This window comes from Enterobacter mori LMG 25706, assembly GCF_000211415.1.
GTDB classification, from domain to species: domain Bacteria; phylum Pseudomonadota; class Gammaproteobacteria; order Enterobacterales; family Enterobacteriaceae; genus Enterobacter; species Enterobacter mori.
In genome coordinates this window covers 12,722-29,982 of sequence record NZ_GL890782.1, presented here as the reverse complement: position 1 = coordinate 29,982, position 17,261 = coordinate 12,722, and the positions used below count along the sequence as shown (strand labels likewise).

The 17,261-nt window shown below is 56.7% G+C and carries 14 protein-coding genes and 1 pseudogene; 10 read left to right on the top strand and 5 right to left on the bottom strand.

Going from position 1 to position 17,261, the window contains the following annotated elements; genetic code table 11:
• Nucleotides 1–97: 97 nt before the first annotated feature.
• Nucleotides 98–982 carry an ROK family protein gene (locus tag ENTMO_RS0122895; RefSeq protein ID WP_010436701.1) on the top strand — a complete coding sequence of 295 codons (885 nt, stop codon included), beginning with the start codon at nucleotides 98–100 and terminating at the stop codon, nucleotides 980–982.
• Between the two features lie 3 nt (nucleotides 983–985).
• On the opposite strand, the gene selB is transcribed toward ENTMO_RS0122895, so the two are convergent.
• From selB to ENTMO_RS0122870, 5 genes are all read right to left on the bottom strand, one after another.
• Complete coding sequence (gene selB, locus ENTMO_RS0122890) at nucleotides 986–2,824, bottom strand: selenocysteine-specific translation elongation factor (RefSeq protein ID WP_010436698.1); 1,839 nt, start codon at nucleotides 2,822–2,824, stop codon at nucleotides 986–988.
• Entirely contained in the window at nucleotides 2,821–4,206 is a 1,386-nt protein-coding gene (gene selA / locus ENTMO_RS0122885; protein WP_010436696.1) for an L-seryl-tRNA(Sec) selenium transferase, read from the bottom strand. Before selA ends, selB begins: the two co-directional genes overlap by 4 nt.
• Before the next feature lie 102 nt (nucleotides 4,207–4,308).
• Nucleotides 4,309–4,917: a glutathione S-transferase gene (locus tag ENTMO_RS0122880; RefSeq protein ID WP_010436693.1), complete on the bottom strand. Its 609-nt coding sequence runs from the start codon at nucleotides 4,915–4,917 to the stop codon at nucleotides 4,309–4,311.
• A 91-nt stretch (nucleotides 4,918–5,008) separates the two neighbouring features.
• Nucleotides 5,009–6,145 (bottom strand): HlyD family secretion protein, encoded by a 1,137-nt coding sequence (locus tag ENTMO_RS0122875; RefSeq protein WP_010436690.1) that lies wholly within the window; start codon nucleotides 6,143–6,145, stop codon nucleotides 5,009–5,011.
• A gap of 2 nt (nucleotides 6,146–6,147) precedes the next feature.
• Nucleotides 6,148–6,504 (bottom strand): DUF3302 domain-containing protein, encoded by a 357-nt coding sequence (locus ENTMO_RS0122870; protein WP_010436687.1) that lies wholly within the window; start codon nucleotides 6,502–6,504, stop codon nucleotides 6,148–6,150.
• A gap of 661 nt (nucleotides 6,505–7,165) precedes the next feature.
• Between ENTMO_RS0122870 and ENTMO_RS0122865 the strand changes: the two genes are divergently transcribed.
• The 9 genes and pseudogenes from ENTMO_RS0122865 (at nucleotide 7,166) to trmL (ending at nucleotide 17,255) form a co-directional block, all read left to right on the top strand.
• Complete coding sequence (locus tag ENTMO_RS0122865; protein WP_010436684.1) at nucleotides 7,166–9,073, top strand: PTS mannitol transporter subunit IICBA; 1,908 nt, start codon at nucleotides 7,166–7,168, stop codon at nucleotides 9,071–9,073.
• A gap of 97 nt (nucleotides 9,074–9,170) precedes the next feature.
• Nucleotides 9,171–10,319 carry a mannitol-1-phosphate 5-dehydrogenase gene (gene mtlD / locus ENTMO_RS0122860; protein ID WP_010436681.1) on the top strand — a complete coding sequence of 383 codons (1,149 nt, stop codon included), beginning with the start codon at nucleotides 9,171–9,173 and terminating at the stop codon, nucleotides 10,317–10,319.
• Complete coding sequence (gene mtlR, locus ENTMO_RS0122855) at nucleotides 10,316–10,906, top strand: mannitol operon repressor MtlR (protein WP_010436680.1); 591 nt, start codon at nucleotides 10,316–10,318, stop codon at nucleotides 10,904–10,906. Before mtlD ends, mtlR begins: the two co-directional genes overlap by 4 nt.
• Before the next feature lie 57 nt (nucleotides 10,907–10,963).
• Nucleotides 10,964–11,326, top strand: coding sequence for a YibL family ribosome-associated protein (locus ENTMO_RS0122850; protein ID WP_010436679.1), 363 nt, complete (start codon nucleotides 10,964–10,966; stop codon nucleotides 11,324–11,326).
• Between the two features lie 279 nt (nucleotides 11,327–11,605).
• Entirely contained in the window at nucleotides 11,606–13,261 is a 1,656-nt protein-coding gene (gene lldP / locus ENTMO_RS0122845) for an L-lactate permease (protein WP_010436678.1), read from the top strand.
• Nucleotides 13,258–14,031, top strand: a complete 774-nt coding sequence (gene lldR, locus ENTMO_RS0122840; protein WP_010436677.1) for a transcriptional regulator LldR — start codon at nucleotides 13,258–13,260, stop codon at nucleotides 14,029–14,031. Before lldP ends, lldR begins: the two co-directional genes overlap by 4 nt.
• Entirely contained in the window at nucleotides 14,028–15,215 is a 1,188-nt protein-coding gene (gene lldD, locus ENTMO_RS0122835) for an FMN-dependent L-lactate dehydrogenase LldD (protein WP_010436676.1), read from the top strand. The genes lldR and lldD overlap by 4 nt, the downstream gene beginning before the upstream one ends.
• A gap of 180 nt (nucleotides 15,216–15,395) precedes the next feature.
• A pseudogene (locus ENTMO_RS24480) lies at nucleotides 15,396–16,736 on the top strand (MFS transporter).
• A 45-nt stretch (nucleotides 16,737–16,781) separates the two neighbouring features.
• Nucleotides 16,782–17,255 (top strand): tRNA (uridine(34)/cytosine(34)/5-carboxymethylaminomethyluridine(34)-2'-O)-methyltransferase TrmL, encoded by a 474-nt coding sequence (gene trmL / locus ENTMO_RS0122825; RefSeq protein ID WP_010436675.1) that lies wholly within the window; start codon nucleotides 16,782–16,784, stop codon nucleotides 17,253–17,255.
• Nucleotides 17,256–17,261: the final 6 nt, after the last annotated feature.

The window sequence follows — 17,261 nt, the reverse complement described above, 5'->3', positions numbered from 1 at the left end:
CGGGTTTACGAGGCGTATCACGGATTACCGTACTTTACGTTTCGTTTCTGCCGCTGAGCCATACTTAACAGCTCAAGGGCTCATGAGGAACGATGCGATGCAGCTATTTATCGGCTTTGACGTGGGCGGAACCCACATCAAACACGGCGTGATTGATGAAAACGGCAAGGAACTCACGTCCGATGAGTACGATACCCCTGAGGATACAAACACATTCAAAGAGAAATGGAAAAGCGTTGTCGAAGAGTACCGTCAGGAAAATGACATTGTCGGCATTGGCGTCAGTTTTCCCGGCCATATTAACCACCATACCGGCGAAGCGGCAAAAGCGGGGGCACTTGAGTATCTTGATGGTGAAAACCTGTGCGAGCTGTTTGCCGGGCTGACCGATCTTCCCGTTACCGTGGAAAATGACGCTAACTGTGCGGCACTGGGCGAACGCTGGCAGGGCGCAGGTAAGGACTACGAACATTTCGTCTGCATCACCATTGGAACGGGCATTGGCGGCGGGATTGTGATGGAAGGCGATCTCTATCGCGGGTCGCATTACCGTGCAGGTGAATTTGGCGTGCTGCCCGTAGGGGACAAGGGCGAACCGATGCATGAGGTGGCATCTGCCAGTGGCCTGATGAAAGCCTGCAGCCGTGCGCTGGCGCTGTCGGAAGACGAAATGCCCCACGGGGAAGAGCTGTTTAAACGTATGGAAAGTGACGTGCATCTGCGCGAAGCCATTGAAGCCTGGGCGCATTTTCTGTCGCGCGGGGTTTACAGCGTGATCTCGATGTTCGATCCCCAGGCAGTGCTGATTGGCGGCGGGATAAGCGAGCAGGAAAAAATTTATCTCCTGCTCGATAAGTACCTACAACGATTCGAGGAGTGGGAGGCGCTTAAGGTGCCCATTCTGCCCTGTGAACTGGGTAACCAGGCAGGACGACTGGGCGCGGTATGGCTGGCGAAGCAGAAACTCGCTCGTCATGCGTAACGCTTAAGGGAACAGCTGCGCGTCGCGAAGCAGATGGTCATTACCCCGACGACGCGTAAACCCAATACGGTTGAAATATTCCAGGATCTGAATCGCCAGCTTGCGACCCACGTTCAGCTGGTCACGGAAATCTGCCGCACAGGTTGATCCACGAGCCTGATCCAACTCGCGGATCAGATTCGCGAATGCCACGATCCGATCGTTACGGTAATAGCGATCTTTAACGATCGCCACAATCAGCCCCTGCTGTGCGGCATGACGCAATACCTGCCGCATCAGCTGCTCGTCGGTATGGGTTTCACGCGCGAGATCGCGGACCCACCAGGGTTCATCGCCAAACAGCGGTGCCGTTTTTTGCCAGACCGCCTCTTGCTCGGCGGTAAAACCGGCCTTGTGATCCGGCAAATGCAACCAGCCGTGATGGCTTTTAATCACCCCGCTTTCCCGCATGTTTTCAATCAGCAGCAGCACCAGTGCATCGTCTTCCATCGGCAATGCCATGCGTCGCAGACGTTCACGCCCCGGACCGGGTTCATCCTGATGCTGTTCATGGTAGATAGCGAGCGTACTCAGTATCTTGCGCTGCCAGTGTGCGGCAACCGGCGCGTTCAGCATGTTGTTACCGGCCTGAATAAAGCCAGGCTCCCGGGTTAACTGGCGCAACCCTTCAGCGCTCAGCTGGCGCGCCCAGGCAAAATCAGCGAGATTCACCGCACCACGCTCCAGATGGATCCGCAGTGCGGCCTTATCATCGCTGGCCTGCGCCAGTGCCGCCAGCCACTGCAGGTACTCTGGCTTACGCTTGCCACGACGTGGTGGATTGAGCGTCACCACGCGCGCCCCGGCCAACGTCTCCCGCGCCGAGATATCGCGCAGCACCAGCCGGTCGTTATCCGCAAGCCAGAGCGGCGCATCAAACACCAGCTCGGCGAGATCGTTTTCCAGCAATGATACGCGCCCGGTGATATGGCTGGCTGCATGGTGTATATGCAGCGGCTGCCATTGGGTCAGTGGCGCATGGGTCTGGAGAGAAACAATCACCCGTTCGGTGGGCTCAGGCGGGGCGTCAGCCAGCAGCCAGTCACCACGGTTGATGGCATCTTTTTCCGCATCCCCGGCGATGTTCAGCGCAATACGCTGCCCGGCATGGGCATGCTCAGTGGGTTGATTTTGCGCATGTAACCCACGCACGCGCATTGGTTTATTCACTCCCGTCAGCCAGAGCGTATCACCTACGTTTACTTCACCGCTCAGCGCGGTGCCGGTCACCACCAGTCCCGCACCTTTTACGGTAAAGGCCCGGTCGATAGCCAGACGGAAGCGGTGATGGCTGGGGTGCTCACGTGACGTAAGCTGCTGCAAACGATCGCGAAGTTCGTCAATACCGCGCCCTTCTGTCGCCACGGTGACAAACAGCGGTGCATCAGCAAAACCATATTCACGCAGGGTCGCCTGTACTTCATCGCGCACCTCATTCAGGCGCGCCTCATCTACGCGATCGGCTTTCGTGAGTGCGACGGTTAACTGCGGGTTGCCCGTCAGCTGCAGGATCGCAAGATGTTCACGCGTTTGCGCCATCACGCCGTCATCGCAGGCGACCACCAGCAGGGCATGGTCAATCCCCCCCACCCCTGCGAGCATGTTGGAGAGAAATTTTTCATGTCCCGGTACATCAATGAAGCCCAGCACGCGGCCATCGGGCTGCGGCCAGTAGGCATAACCCAGATCGATGGTCATGCCGCGCTTTTTCTCTTCCGGCAGGCGATCGGCGTTAATGCCGGTAATGGCCTGCAACAGCGTAGTTTTTCCGTGGTCGACGTGACCGGCGGTGGCAATAATCATTTCAACAGCATCTCCAGAAATCGCGCTTCATCTTCAAGACAGCGTAAATCCAGCCACATTCGGCCATCGTAAATACGGCCAATCACAGGCGTTGGCAGCGCACGCCAGCGCGCCGACAGCGCCTCAAGGTGGCCACCGTGTCCATCACGCGGCGTGAAGGTCAGCGCTTCGCTCGGCAGCCGGTCTACCGGTAGCGATCCGCTGCCAATCTGCGACTGACAGGGCTCAATGCGCACATCAAAATCGGGGTAATGCGGCGCAACCTGCGGCAACAGCAATTCAGCCTGCGCGCGAATCGAGGCGGCGTCACGGCCCAGCAGGCGCAGCGTAGGCAGGCGCTCGGCCAGCTTCTCCGGGTGCAGGTAGAGCCGCAGGGTCGCTTCCAGCGCGGCGAGCGTCATTTTATCGGCGCGTAACGCGCGCTTCAGCGGATGTTGCTGCAACTGGGCTATCAGCTCGCGCTTGCCGACGATAATCCCCGCCTGCGGCCCGCCCAGCAGTTTGTCGCCGGAGAAACTCACCAGGCTCACACCAGCGGCAATCATCTGCTGCGGCATGGGCTCTTTTGGCAGACCGTACTGGCTTAAATCCACCAGCGAACCGCTGCCGAGATCGGCAATCACCGGAACATTCAGCTCGCGCCCCATCGCCGCCAGTTCCGCTTCATCAACGGTTTTGGTAAAGCCTTCTATATGGTAATTGCTGGTGTGGACCTTCATCAGCAGCGCGGTATTGTCATTTACCGCCGCGCGGTAGTCTTTAGCATGCGTGCGGTTGGTCGTGCCGACTTCATGCAGCGTACAGCCCGCCTGGCGCATCACGTCCGGAATGCGAAACGCTCCGCCAATCTCCACCAGCTCGCCGCGGGAAACCACCACCTCTTTGCCATTGGCGGTCGCCGCCAGCATCAGCAGTACCGCTGCCGCGTTGTTGTTTACAATGCAGGCATCTTCCGCCCCGGTCAGCTGGCATAGCAGCTCCGCCAGCGCCCGGTCGCGGTGACCGCGCCCAGCCCCGTCCAGATCGTACTCCAGCGTCACCGGCGAGCGCATAGCCTGCACCACCGCCGCGACCGCCTCTTCAGCCTGTTGCGCGCGTCCCAGGTTGGTATGCAGCACGGTCCCCGTCAGGTTGATGACCGGCCGTAACGCGCTTTGCGTTTTCTCTCCCAGCCTTCTCTGCGCTTCCTCACCCCACAGCTCACACCAGGCGGGCAGCGCATTTTCAGCCTGAATATGGCGTCGGGCTTCGTCCTGAAGCTGGCGTAGCATGTCGACCGTCGCGGTATGACCGAACTGTTCCAGAGCGGTTTGAATACGCGGTTCGCGAAGCAGACGATCGGTGGCAGGAATTTGGCTGTAGAGGGAATGATGAGTAGTCATAATGCGCCCGGCGAGTAAATATCTTCCCCCCTCCCGACGGGAGAGGGAGTTAACATGTGGCGGGATTGTACCGCCTCCTGGCGGGAAGTGTTATATCCCGCGTCAAGCCTTTGGCGGTTCGGTACGGGCAAAGCTCTCGCGCTGACAAAGCGTTTCCGCGAGCTTAACCAGCAACGGACGGTTGACGCACCATCCCGGGGAAACGTGGCGGAAGTTGAGATAACCAATGGCACAGACGATGGCAATGGTTGCCAGATCCACGCTATCGACCTGAATTTTTCCTTCCCGAATGAGCTGCTCGCACATGTCCAGGCTGCGGTTGATTTTTTCACGCTGGCGCAGCAGCTCCGTTTCCGACTGCTGGGCGACAGGCCGTGCCAGCTCCCGCACGGAGGTTAACCCCGCATCCATGATGCCATCTGCCAGCGCTTCGATTTGCTTCATGGCCAGCGCCGCTTTTGGATCGGCCGGCAGCATGGCTGGCGCAACGCCGAGTTGTTCGACGTATTCCGCAATTATCGGCGAATCAAACCAGCATTCACCCCCATCGGTCACCAGTGCAGGGACTTTGCCCAACGGATTGTACTGCGCAACGCCATTTTCGGCGCTGTAAGGCTGTTCATTGACGAATTCAAATTCAATCCCTTTCTCCAGCAGGAGAATCGAGATTTTACGCACGAAGGGACTGGTATAGCTGCCGATGAGTTTCATTGCCTGCTCCTGAATGCTCACAAAGAGGTCAGTATGGATCAAGCAGCGAAAAAAGGCAGGTATGCTTATCGCATTCCTGCCTCGGGAGAGATTAGTGATCGAGGTAGAGGTAGTGCATCCAGCTGGTCATACGTAACAGGACCTTACGCATCACCGAGACATGGGCGAAGTGGTCGGAATAGACCGCCACCTGGGCGTAGATACCATCAGGCAGCGCATGAACGTCCGCGTTTGGCTCCAGTTCGATAAGCGCCTGCACGCCATCGGTGCCCGGTACGACCGTCAGCGCCTGCAGCGCGCCCTGCGCCTGATACGTCCCTCCCGGCACCACCGGCAGGACGCTGGTAAGTTTACCGGTGAACACCTGGCCCGGCAGTGCGTTAAACACCGCTTCCGCTTCGTCGCCCGGTTTCAAACGCAGTAACGAGTTCTGGCGGAACTGCGCCACGATTTGGCGTTTCTGTTCAGGAATGAAGACCATTACCGGACGCAGCGGCAGCGCGGCGGCGTACGTACCCGGACGGATCAGCACCTGGGTGATATACCCATTGCTTGGCGCACGCACCACGGTCTGATCGAGGTTATAGGTGGCTTCCGCCAGCTGCGCGCGAAGAGAAGCAATTTGCGACTGTTCGCCATTTACCATGCTGTCTAACTGGCTTTGAATCTGCGTTTGTTCGGCAACGGATCCTTTCACCATCGCATCCTGTGCCAGGTAGTTCTGACGCGCGTTGTCGATATCGCTTTCAGAGAACGGATTCACCTTCGCCTGGCTGCCTTTCAGGTAGCGCTGATAATCTTTAAACAGACGATCGCGTTCAGCAGACACGCGTGTCGTATTAGCGACCGCTTCCGAGAGCTGTGCTTTCAGATTGTCGATATTGTGCGTGGCGGTCACCAGGTCTGCCTTCAGCCTGTCGACGCGTGCCTGATAGCGGCCCGGATCCAGTTTAAATAACACTTCGCCTTTTTTAATAAGCTGGTTATTTTTATCGGTCACTTCCGTGACTATTCCCGTCACCTGCGGCGTGATCGGAATGGAAATAACCGCTTTTTGCGCCGTAAAGGTATACGGGTGGTTATAGTTCATTAATAAGATAAGGCCCGCGACAATAAATACCCCACCCAGGGTTGCGGTGGCGAGCGTCCATTGGTTGACCGGAATACGAAATATTTTAAAGATGGCCCATGCAAAGGCCACATAGGTCAGAATAATCAACAAATCCATGATCAGCGCTCCAGCGTATTTTTATCGGCAGCGGGTTGCACTGCGGCCAGTTTTTGCTCGAGTTCGGCTACGCGTTGGGTCAGAGCATCCATACCCGGCACCTCATCCGGTTTTGAGATATGGTTCTGCATACCCCAGCCGCGATCTTCCCGATACAACGTGGCCCATATCCACAGAAACGGCCAAATGGCATGGAGCGTAAACAGGCTTATCCACCCCGCCGTATGGATAGCATCGGCATGGGGATGGTTACGTTTTTTCGCCATATTATAAGGGATGTCATGAATAGCGATGATTCCGTAAAACAGAACCAGGAACACAAAAATCAATACACCCAGCGCAAAATAGTTGAGAAACATATTCTCCTCACTTAAACAACGTCAACTCATTAAATTAATAAAACAGTGCGCAGCCTAATTAGTTTATTTTTAAACAAAAGAGCAATGCTTGTTATTTCAAAGGCGGGGAGTATCGGTTTTTATAATATCTCCATGCAAGTTTATAAGCGTGTCAAAATATATCCTGAATAATAATATACTTAACCTTACATTATGAGCGTAATCTACCTTTTCCTTTTTCGCCATACCACAACTTAAAAGTGGTTTTTTAGCTTTCCGTGTTGCTTGCTTTCATCCTGGCGGCGAATGGCAAAGCAAAGTTTGCCAGGGATCACATGCAGACAAATCTGCATAAAAATATTTTGTGAATCCTGTCACATCTCAGAAACAAACACGCGGCGACCAAATGTGACATCAATCACAAAATAGGGGTGGTTTTGCTTCTTTTCTACGCGTTGTATTTATTTTACACACTGATTTTGTGATGGAGATCACTTCATTATTCGCCCCACCCCCTACATTTACGTGACTGAGATCACACAAATTTTCGCTGTCTGGACAGTTGAACGATTCAGTGCCAGATTTCACAGCATCAGAACAGGGCCCGGCTACCTCTGCCGCCGCACATTAACGATAAACCTCGGGCCGCAAGCCTAAGCGTAAACATAAGAAGGGGTGTTTTATGTCATCCGATTTCAAGATCAAAGTTCAAAGCTTTGGTCGTTTCCTCAGCAACATGGTGATGCCAAACATCGGCGCGTTTATCGCGTGGGGTATCATCACTGCATTGTTCATTCCGACAGGGTGGTTGCCTAACGAAACGCTGGCGAAGCTTGTTGGTCCAATGATTACCTATCTGCTGCCGCTGCTCATCGGTTTCACCGGTGGTCGTCTGGTCGGCGGTGACCGTGGTGGCGTCGTGGGTGCCATCACAACCATGGGTGTTATCGTCGGTGCGGATATGCCGATGTTCCTCGGCGCCATGATTGCCGGTCCTCTGGGCGGCTGGGCGATTAAGAAATTCGACGTCTGGGTTGATGGCAAGATCAAATCCGGCTTCGAAATGCTGGTGAACAACTTCTCTGCGGGCATCATCGGGATGATCCTCGCGATTCTGGCGTTCATGGGCATTGGCCCTGCGGTTGAAGTGCTGTCCAAAATTCTGGCAGCAGGCGTTAACTTCATGGTTGCGCACGACATGCTGCCGCTGGCGTCTATCTTTGTTGAACCGGCGAAAATCCTGTTCCTCAACAACGCCATCAACCACGGTATCTTCTCACCGCTGGGTATTCAGCAGTCCCATGACCTCGGTAAGTCCATCTTCTTCCTGATTGAAGCGAACCCGGGCCCGGGTATGGGCGTTCTGCTGGCGTACATGTTCTTTGGTCGCGGCAGCGCTAAGCAGTCTGCGGGCGGCGCGGCTATCATTCACTTCCTGGGCGGTATCCACGAAATTTACTTCCCGTACGTGCTGATGAACCCACGTCTGATCCTGGCCGTTATCCTCGGCGGTATGACGGGTGTGTTCACGCTGAGCGTGCTGGGCGGTGGTCTGGTTTCTCCAGCGTCTCCGGGCTCTATCCTGGCGGTACTGGCGATGACGCCAAAAGGGGCTTACTTCGCTAACATCGCGGCGATCTGTGCGGCGATGGCGGTCTCCTTCGTGGTGGCGTCTATCCTGCTGAAAACCAGCAAAGTGAAAGAAGACGACGATATCGAAGCGGCAACCCGTCGTATGCACGACATGAAAGCGGAATCTAAAGGCGCTACCCCGCTGGCCGCTGGCGATGTCTCTAACGACCTGAGCCACGTGCGTAAAATTATCGTTGCCTGTGACGCCGGTATGGGTTCCAGCGCAATGGGTGCAGGCGTGCTGCGTAAGAAAGTACAGGATGCAGGTCTGACCAATATCTCTGTCACTAACAGCGCGATTAACAGCCTGCCGCCGGACGTTGACCTGGTGATCACGCACCGCGATCTGACCGAACGCGCCATGCGTCAGGTGCCTCAGGCGCAGCACATTTCGCTGACTAACTTCCTCGACAGCGGCCTGTACACCAGCCTGACAGAGCGTCTGGTTGCGGCCCAGCGTCACGAAGACAATGAAGTCAAAGTGCGTAGCAGCCTGCAGGACAGCTTCGACGAGAGCAATGCTCACCTGTTCAAACTGGGCGCGGAAAACATCTTCCTCGGTCGTACCGCGACCAACAAAGAAGAAGCGATTCGCTTTGCCGGTGAGCAGCTGGTAAAAGGCGGCTACGTTCAGCCAGAATACGTTGACGCAATGCTGGAACGTGAAAAACTGACCCCAACCTACCTGGGTGAATCCATCGCGGTTCCGCATGGTACGGTTGAAGCAAAAGACCGCGTGCTGAAAACGGGCGTAGTGTTCTGTCAGTACCCTGACGGCGTGCGCTTCGGCGAAGAAGAAGATGACATCGCCCGTCTGGTGATTGGTATTGCCGCACGCAACAACGAGCACATTCAGGTGATTACCAGCCTGACCAACGCGCTGGACGATGAGTCTGTTATCGAGCGCCTGGCACAGACTGAAAGCGTTGAAGAAGTTCTGGCACTGCTGAACAAGTAAGTTCCAACTATTCCCTCTCCCTTTGGGAGAGGGTTAGGGTGAGGGAAAAGCCTCACCCCAGCCCTCTCGGGTAAAAACATTAATGAAGGTTAATACTATGAAAGCATTACATTTTGGCGCAGGTAACATTGGCCGTGGTTTTATCGGCAAACTGCTGGCAGACGCGGGCATTACGCTGACGTTTGCCGATGTGAATCAGGTGGTCCTGGATGCCCTGAATGCCCGTCATAGCTATCAGGTCCACGTAGTGGGTGAAAACGAGCAGGTTGAAACCGTGTCGGGCGTGAATGCGGTAAGCAGCATTGGCGACGACGTTATCGACTTGATTGCCAGCGTTGATCTGGTCACCACTGCAGTAGGTCCGGTGGTGCTTGAGCGTATCGCGCCTGCGGTGGCAAAAGGTCTGGCGAAGCGTAAAGCACAGGGCAACGACGCTCCGCTGAACATCATCGCCTGCGAAAACATGGTGCGCGGCACCACGCAGCTGAAAGGCCACGTTCTGGCGGCTGTCGCTGACGAAGACAAAGCATGGGTTGAAGCGCACGTCGGCTTTGTCGACTCCGCCGTTGACCGTATCGTACCGCCATCAGAATCTGCAACCAACGACCCGTTGGAAGTGACCGTTGAAACCTTCAGCGAGTGGATCGTCGATAAAACCCAGTTTAAAGGCACCCTGCCTACCATCCCGGGGATGGAATTAACTGATAACCTGATGGCATTTGTCGAACGTAAACTCTTCACGCTGAACACGGGTCATGCTATAACCGCGTACCTCGGAAAATTGGCCGGTCATCAGACCATTCGTGACGCGATCCTCGATGAGAAGATCCGCGCGGTGGTGAAAGGGGCAATGGAAGAGAGCGGCGCGGTGCTGATCAAACGCTACGGTTTTGATGCTGATAAACACGCAGCATACATCCAGAAAATCCTCGGTCGTTTTGAAAACCCGTATCTGAAAGATGACGTTGAGCGCGTGGGTCGTCAGCCGCTGCGTAAACTGAGCGCGGGCGATCGCCTGATTAAGCCGCTGCTGGGCACGCTGGAATACGGCCTGCCACACGCTAACCTGGTGAAAGGGATCGCGGCCGCAATGCACTACCGCAGCGAGCAGGATCCGCAGGCGATTGAGCTGGCTCAGCTGATTGATGACAACGGCGCGCAGGCTGCGCTGGCGCAGATTTCCGGTCTGGACGCCAACAGCGACGTGGTGGCGGAGGCGGTGAGCGCATATAACGCAACCAAATGATACAGAGTCCGGCGCAGGTTAGCCTGCGCCCGAATAACAGATTGTCAGATATGCAGGCAATAATGGAACAAACCCAGGCCTTTGAAAACCGTGTGCTTGAGCGTCTGAATGCTGGCAAAACCGTACGAAGTTTCCTGATTGCCGCCGTCGAGCTGTTAACTGAGGCGGTCAATATCCTGGTGCTTCAGGTGTTTCGCAAAGACGACTACGCGGTAAAATATGCTGTAGAACCGTTACTGGACGGAGACGGACCGCTGGGCGATCTTTCAGTGCGTCTGAAGCTGATTTACGGCCTTGGCGTGCTAAGCAGGCCAGAGTATGAAGACGCTGAATTGCTGATGGCATTACGCGAAGAGTTAAATCATGACGGTAATGAGTACACCTTTACTGATGATGAAATTCTTGGGCCTTTCGGCGAATTACACTGCGTCACCGCATTGCCCCCTGCGCCCCATTTTGATAACAGCGACCCTGAGCTGTACGCGATGCAAAAGCTGCGTTATCAACAGGTTGTCCGTTCCACCATGGTTCTTTCCCTGACTGAGCTGATTTCCCGAATCAGCTTAAAAAAAGCGTTTCAGAAGTAAGCCTGCGCACATTGGTGTATCCTTCCTGTAAATTCCCCCGATTTAGAGTCATTTGTCATGAAAGAAGTCGAAAAGAACGAAATTAAACGCCTGAGCGACCGTCTGGATCTCATCCGTCACCAGATGGCTGGCCTTTCCCTGGTTGATTCCGCTGAGAAGTACGCCGAGCTGGAGAAAGAAGCTGCCACGCTGGAAACAGAAATCGAGCGTCTGCGCGAAGTGAAAGGCCAGAAGCTGAGCAAAGAAGCGCAAAAGCTGATGAACATGCCGCACCGCCGTGCGATCACCAAAAAAGAGCAGGCCGACATGGGCAAGCTGAAAAAAAGCGTCCGTGGCCTGGTGGTGGTGCACCCGATGACCGAGCTTGGCCGCGAAATGGGCCTGAAAGAGATGACGGGCTTTTGTAAGACCGCGTTCTGATAATTCTCCCTCTCCCTGTGGGAGAGGGCCGGGGTGAGGGCATCAGACCCCACCCCGCTTCAAATTGGCCCAACCAATTCCCCTTTTCTTCCTCCCCTGGTTCACAATTCCATTATTTTCGCTCACAAACTCATTGCCTGGCCATAACATCTGGTTAACCATTTGTTGTCATTAACCCTACAACACAACATTGGCAGGACCACTTTTACACAGAATGTGACGCAGAGATGAGCGGAGACTCACCCGCAACGCTAACTGTGTGGTCCCCAGGAGACCTGCATGAGCCTCTGGCAACAAAACTACGATCCGGCCGGGAATATCTGGCTGTCGAGTCTGATCGCATCGCTTCCGATCCTGTTCTTCTTCTTTGCGCTGATTAAGCTCAAGCTGAAGGGCTACCTCGCCGCGACGTATACCGTTGCCATCGCCCTGATGGTGGCGTTGTTCTTCTACAAAATGCCGGTCGATCGCGCGCTGGCGTCCGTCGTCTATGGCTTCTTCTACGGACTGTGGCCGATTGCGTGGATCATCATCGCCGCCGTCTTTGTCTACAAAATCTCGGTAAAAACCGGGCAGTTCGACATCATTCGCTCGTCTATTCTCTCCATCACGCCGGACCAGCGTTTGCAGATGCTGATCGTCGGCTTCTCCTTCGGAGCATTTCTGGAAGGGGCGGCAGGATTTGGCGCGCCGGTGGCGATCACCGCGGCGCTGCTGGTGGGTCTGGGCTTTAACCCGCTGTATGCCGCGGGCCTGTGCCTGATTGTGAATACCGCGCCGGTAGCCTTTGGCGCGATGGGGATCCCGATTCTGGTGGCGGGACAGGTGACCGGGCTGGACAGCTTTGAGATCGGCCAGATGGTGGGCCGCCAGTTACCGTTCCTGACCATCATCGTGCTGTTCTGGATCATGGCGATTATGGACGGCTGGCGCGGCGTGAAAGAGACCTGGCCTGCGGTGATGGTGGCGGGCGGTTCGTTCGCGATTGCCCAGTATCTCAGCTCCAACTTCCTCGGCCCTGAACTGCCGGACATTATCTCTTCCCTGGTGTCGCTGGTCTGTCTGACGCTGTTCCTGAAACGCTGGCAGCCGGTGCGCATCTTCCGCTTTGCCGATATGGGTGCCTCACATGTGGATCAGACTCTGGCCCGCACGGGCTATACGGCCGGGCAGATCGTCCGCGCCTGGTCACCGTTCCTGTTCCTGACCGCCACCGTGACGCTGTGGAGCGTTCCACCGTTTAAAGCGCTGTTCGCGCCTGGTGGCGCGCTGTACGACATGGTGATTAACATCTCCGTGCCATTCCTCGACAAGATGGTCGCGCGTATGCCGCCGGTGGTGCACGACGCCACGCCGTACGCGGCGGTATTCAAATTTGACTGGTTCTCCGCTACCGGCACGGCCATTCTGTTTGCCGCTATCCTTTCCGTGGTGTGGCTGCGCATGAAGCCTGCCGCCGCAGTGCAGACCTTTGCGGCGACGATTAAAGAGCTGATGCTGCCGATCTACTCCATCGGCATGGTGCTGGCGTTCGCGTTTATCTCGAACTACTCCGGCCTGTCGTCGACGCTGGCGTTAGCCCTGGCGCATACCGGCCACGCGTTTACCTTCTTCTCGCCGTTCCTCGGCTGGCTGGGCGTGTTCCTGACCGGTTCCGATACCTCATCAAACGCCCTGTTTGCCGCCCTGCAGGCGACGGCAGCGCAGCAGATTGGCGTGTCGGACGTGCTGCTGGTCGCCGCTAACACCACCGGCGGCGTGACCGGGAAGATGATTTCCCCGCAGTCCATCGCCATTGCCTGTGCCGCGGTGGGACTGGTGGGTAAAGAGTCGGATCTGTTCCGCTTTACCGTGAAACACAGCCTGATATTTACCTGCATGGTGGGCGTTATTACCACGCTGCAGGCCTATGTCTTAACCTGGATGATTCCATGATAGTGATGCCCAGACGCCTCTCCGACGAGATTGCCACTCGCGTGCGGGCGCTGATTGAAGAACAACATCTGGAAGCGGGCATGAAATTGCCCGCCGAACGCCAGCTTGCCGCCCAGCTTGGCGTGTCGCGCAATTCACTGCGCGAGGCGCTGGCGACGCTGGTTAACGAAGGGGTACTGCTGAGCCGTCGCGGCGGCGGTACTTTCGTGCGCTGGCAGCATGATGACTGGTCCGAGCAAAATATCGTCCAGCCGCTGAAAACGCTGATGGAAAACGACCCGGACTACAGCTTTGACATCCTTGAAGCGCGTCACGCCATCGAAACCAGCACCGCGTGGCACGCGGCAATGCGGGCAACCGAGGCCGACAAAGAGAAGCTCAAAGCCTGTTTCGAAGCCACGCAAAGCAGCGATCCGGACATCGCCTCGCAGGCGGACGTGCGGTTTCACCTGGCGATTGCCGAGGCGTCGCACAACGTGGTTCTGCTGCAGACCATGCGCGGCTTCTTCGACCTGCTGCAGTCCTCCGTAAAGCAGAGCCGCCAGCGTATGTATCTGGTCCCGCCGGTTTTCGCTCAGCTAACCGAACAGCACGAGGCGGTGCTCAACGCCATTCTGGCGGGCGATGCCGAGGCCGCGCGCAAGGCGATGATGGCGCATCTCGGCTTCGTGCACACCACCATTAAACGATTCGATGAAGATCAGGCCCGACAGGCGCGCATTACCCGTCTGCCTGGCGACAACGATATTTCCAGGGAGAACAAAGCATGATTATTTCAGCAGCCAGTGACTATCGCGCCGCGGCGCAGCGCATTTTGCCCCCTTTCCTGTTCCACTACATCGACGGCGGGGCGTATGCCGAATATACCCTGCGCCGCAACGTGGAAGATCTGTCAGAAGTGGCCCTGCGCCAGCGCGTGCTGAAAAATATGTCTGACCTGAGCCTTGAGACAAGGCTATTCAACGAGACGCTTTCCATGCCGGTGGCGCTCGCGCCCGTAGGCCTGTGCGGTATGTACGCCCGACGTGGCGAAGTGCAGGCCGCCGCCGCGGCGGATGCTAAAGGCATTCCGTTTACGCTTTCCACCGTGTCCGTCTGCCCGATTGAAGAGGTCGCCCCGACCATCAAGCGCCCGATGTGGTTCCAGCTGTACGTCCTGCGCGATCGCGGCTTTATGCGTAACGCGCTGGAGCGCGCGAAAGCGGCGGGTTGCTCCACGCTGGTCTTTACTGTCGATATGCCGACGCCCGGTGCGCGCTACCGTGATGCGCACTCCGGCATGAGCGGCCCAAACGCCGCGCTACGCCGCTACTGGCAGGCCGTCACCCACCCGCAGTGGGCGTGGGATGTGGGTCTGAACGGACGTCCACACGATCTGGGAAATATTTCGACCTATCTCGGCAAACCAACCGGACTGGAAGATTACATCGGCTGGCTGGCAAATAACTTCGATCCGTCCATCTCGTGGAAAGACCTGGAGTGGATCCGCGAATTCTGGGACGGCCCGATGGTGATCAAAGGGATCCTCGATCCGGAAGATGCCCGCGACGCGGTGCGCTTCGGCGCGGACGGGATCGTGGTCTCTAACCACGGCGGACGCCAGCTCGACGGCGTGCTCTCTTCTGCCCGCGCGCTGCCCGCCATCGCCGATGCGGTGAAGGGGGACATCGCGATTCTGGCCGACAGCGGCATTCGTAACGGGCTGGACGTGGTACGCATGATTGCCCTGGGGGCAGACAGCGTGCTGCTGGGTCGTGCGTACCTGTACGCGCTGGCCACCAGCGGTCAGGCGGGCGTGGCGAACCTGCTGAACCTGATCGAGAAAGAGATGAAGGTGGCGATGACGCTGACCGGTGCGAAGACGATTAGCGAAATTAGCAAGGATTCGCTGGTGCAGGAACTCAGTAAACTGCCTGCTGCGCTGGCCCCGCTTTCTCAAGGAAACGCGGCCTGATCTTCTTCTGTTAACCTTTTTTTTCACGCGCCCGATTCCCCCCCTCGGGCGCTTTTTTTGTCGAAAATAACATCCAGTTAACATATTAGATAAGAAAATTTGACACAACCCGCCCCTCCGCAATTGTATAGACAAGCAAATACAAGAACACAAAAACAACATCAATTCAGAGGGGAGCGTATGACGTATTCAGGTCGGGTGGATATTCAGCAGGTGATCGATGAAAGTCGCTTTTCAGGGTTTCACTGGCTTCTGATTGTGCTGGGCTTTCTGGTTCTGGCGATCGATGGTTTCGATACCGCCGCGATGGGTTACATTGCGCCGACGCTGTCGGCCGAATGGGGAATACATAAACAGGATCTGGGGCCGGTACTGAGTGCGGCGCTGCTGGGGCTGTCGCTGGGGGCGCTTATTGCTGGCCCGGTGTCCGACAGAGTGGGACGCAAACGCGTGCTCGTCTTTTCGTGTCTGTTCTTCGGCCTGGCGAGTCTGGGCACGGCCTGAGCACAAAGCCTGAATACCCTGACGCTATGGCGTTTTCTGACAGGCCTGGGGCTCGGCGCCGCGATGCCGAACGCCATCACGCTTATCTCCGAGTTTGCCCCTCAGCGCTGCCGCGCCATGGCCATTAATACCATGTACTGCGGCTTTCCTCTGGGTGCGGCAGGCGGCGGCGCCATCTCTTCCTGGCTTATTCCTCACCATGGCTGGCGAAGCGTGCTGCTGACCGGTGCGATTGCGCCGCTCATTTTAACGCTGCTGCTGGCGCTGCTTTTACCGGAGTCAGTGAAGTTTCTGGTGCAGCGCGGGAAAGACGTCATGCAGATTCGCCGCATCGCTAGCCGGTTCGCGCGCAACACACTGGATGGCGTCACGGGCTTTTTCCTCACGGAAGAGAAGGTCGTCTCTAAGAAAGGGAGCGTAGCGCAGCTTTTCTCCCAACCCTGGTTACCCGGTACCCTGATGCTGTGGGTGACCTACTTTATGGGACTGGTTATTTACTACGTCCTGCTGAGCTGGATGCCGACGCTGATGCAGGGCATGGGCTATGCACTGGCGGAATCGGCCTGGCTCACCTCGCTGTTCACCTTCGGCGGTACCGCAGGCATTCTGCTTGCGGGCTGGATGATGGACCGCTGGGAAGCGCACAAGGTAGTCGCGGGCGGCTTCGTGCTGACAATGGGCCTCATTCTTTTGCTGGGCATTGAGCATAACCATATCGTTCTGTTTGGCGGGTTAATTTTCCTGATGGGTATCGCAATGAATGGCGCACAGTCCGGAATGCAAACCCTGGCGGCCACCTTTTATCCTACCGAGTGCCGCGCCACGGGTATCGCCTGGATGCAGGGGATCGGCCGCTTTGGCGGCGTGGCGGGAACCATGACCAGCGCCCAGCTTCTTTCCATGCAGTGGCAGGCAGACAGTATTTTAATGATCCTCAGCGTGCCCGCCCTGGTGGCCGCTGCGGCAACCTGCTACAAAATGCTGCGCTGCCGCGCGCAGGAACCCAGCGTCGCATAGTCCCGCTCTTTTCTGCTATTCTGCCCCCGCAATTAAGGGGGCAGCATGCTTAACATCGTTTTATTCGAACCAGAAATACCACCCAATACCGGCAACATCATCCGGCTGTGCGCCAACACCGGTTTTCGCCTGCATATCATTGAGCCGATGGGCTTCACGTGGGACGACAAGCGCCTGCGTCGCGCGGGGCTGGATTACCATGAATTTACTGCCGTCGTTCGCCATCACGATTACGCCACGTTTCTGGAAGCCGAAAAACCGCAGCGCATGTTCGCCCTGACCACCAAAGGCACCCCAGCGCACAGCGCCGTGAGCTATCAGGACGGGGATTATCTGATGTTTGGCCCGGAAACGCGCGGCCTGCCAGCCACCATTCTTGATGCCTTGCCAGCCGAGCAAAAAATTCGTATTCCGATGATGCCGGACAGCCGCAGCATGAATCTGTCGAATGCGGTGTCGGTGGTGGTGTATGAGGCGTGGCGCCAGCTGGGATACCCCGGCGCAGTACTGCGTAGCTGAAACATG

Coding starts and splice junctions, on each gene's coding strand:
- selA (WP_010436696.1), bottom strand. CDS start 4,206: ATGACTACTCATCATTCCCTCTACAGCCAAATTCCTGCCACCGATCGT.
- lldR (WP_010436677.1), top strand. CDS start 13,258: ATGATAGTGATGCCCAGACGCCTCTCCGACGAGATTGCCACTCGCGTG.
- mtlR (WP_010436680.1), top strand. CDS start 10,316: ATGATACAGAGTCCGGCGCAGGTTAGCCTGCGCCCGAATAACAGATTG.
- ENTMO_RS0122880 (WP_010436693.1), bottom strand. CDS start 4,917: ATGAAACTCATCGGCAGCTATACCAGTCCCTTCGTGCGTAAAATCTCG.
- selB (WP_010436698.1), bottom strand. CDS start 2,824: ATGATTATTGCCACCGCCGGTCACGTCGACCACGGAAAAACTACGCTG.
- ENTMO_RS0122865 (WP_010436684.1), top strand. CDS start 7,166: ATGTCATCCGATTTCAAGATCAAAGTTCAAAGCTTTGGTCGTTTCCTC.
- ENTMO_RS0122870 (WP_010436687.1), bottom strand. CDS start 6,504: ATGTTTCTCAACTATTTTGCGCTGGGTGTATTGATTTTTGTGTTCCTG.
- trmL (WP_010436675.1), top strand. CDS start 16,782: ATGCTTAACATCGTTTTATTCGAACCAGAAATACCACCCAATACCGGC.
- ENTMO_RS0122850 (WP_010436679.1), top strand. CDS start 10,964: ATGAAAGAAGTCGAAAAGAACGAAATTAAACGCCTGAGCGACCGTCTG.
- lldD (WP_010436676.1), top strand. CDS start 14,028: ATGATTATTTCAGCAGCCAGTGACTATCGCGCCGCGGCGCAGCGCATT.
- mtlD (WP_010436681.1), top strand. CDS start 9,171: ATGAAAGCATTACATTTTGGCGCAGGTAACATTGGCCGTGGTTTTATC.
- lldP (WP_010436678.1), top strand. CDS start 11,606: ATGAGCCTCTGGCAACAAAACTACGATCCGGCCGGGAATATCTGGCTG.
- ENTMO_RS0122875 (WP_010436690.1), bottom strand. CDS start 6,145: ATGGATTTGTTGATTATTCTGACCTATGTGGCCTTTGCATGGGCCATC.
- ENTMO_RS0122895 (WP_010436701.1), top strand. CDS start 98: ATGCAGCTATTTATCGGCTTTGACGTGGGCGGAACCCACATCAAACAC.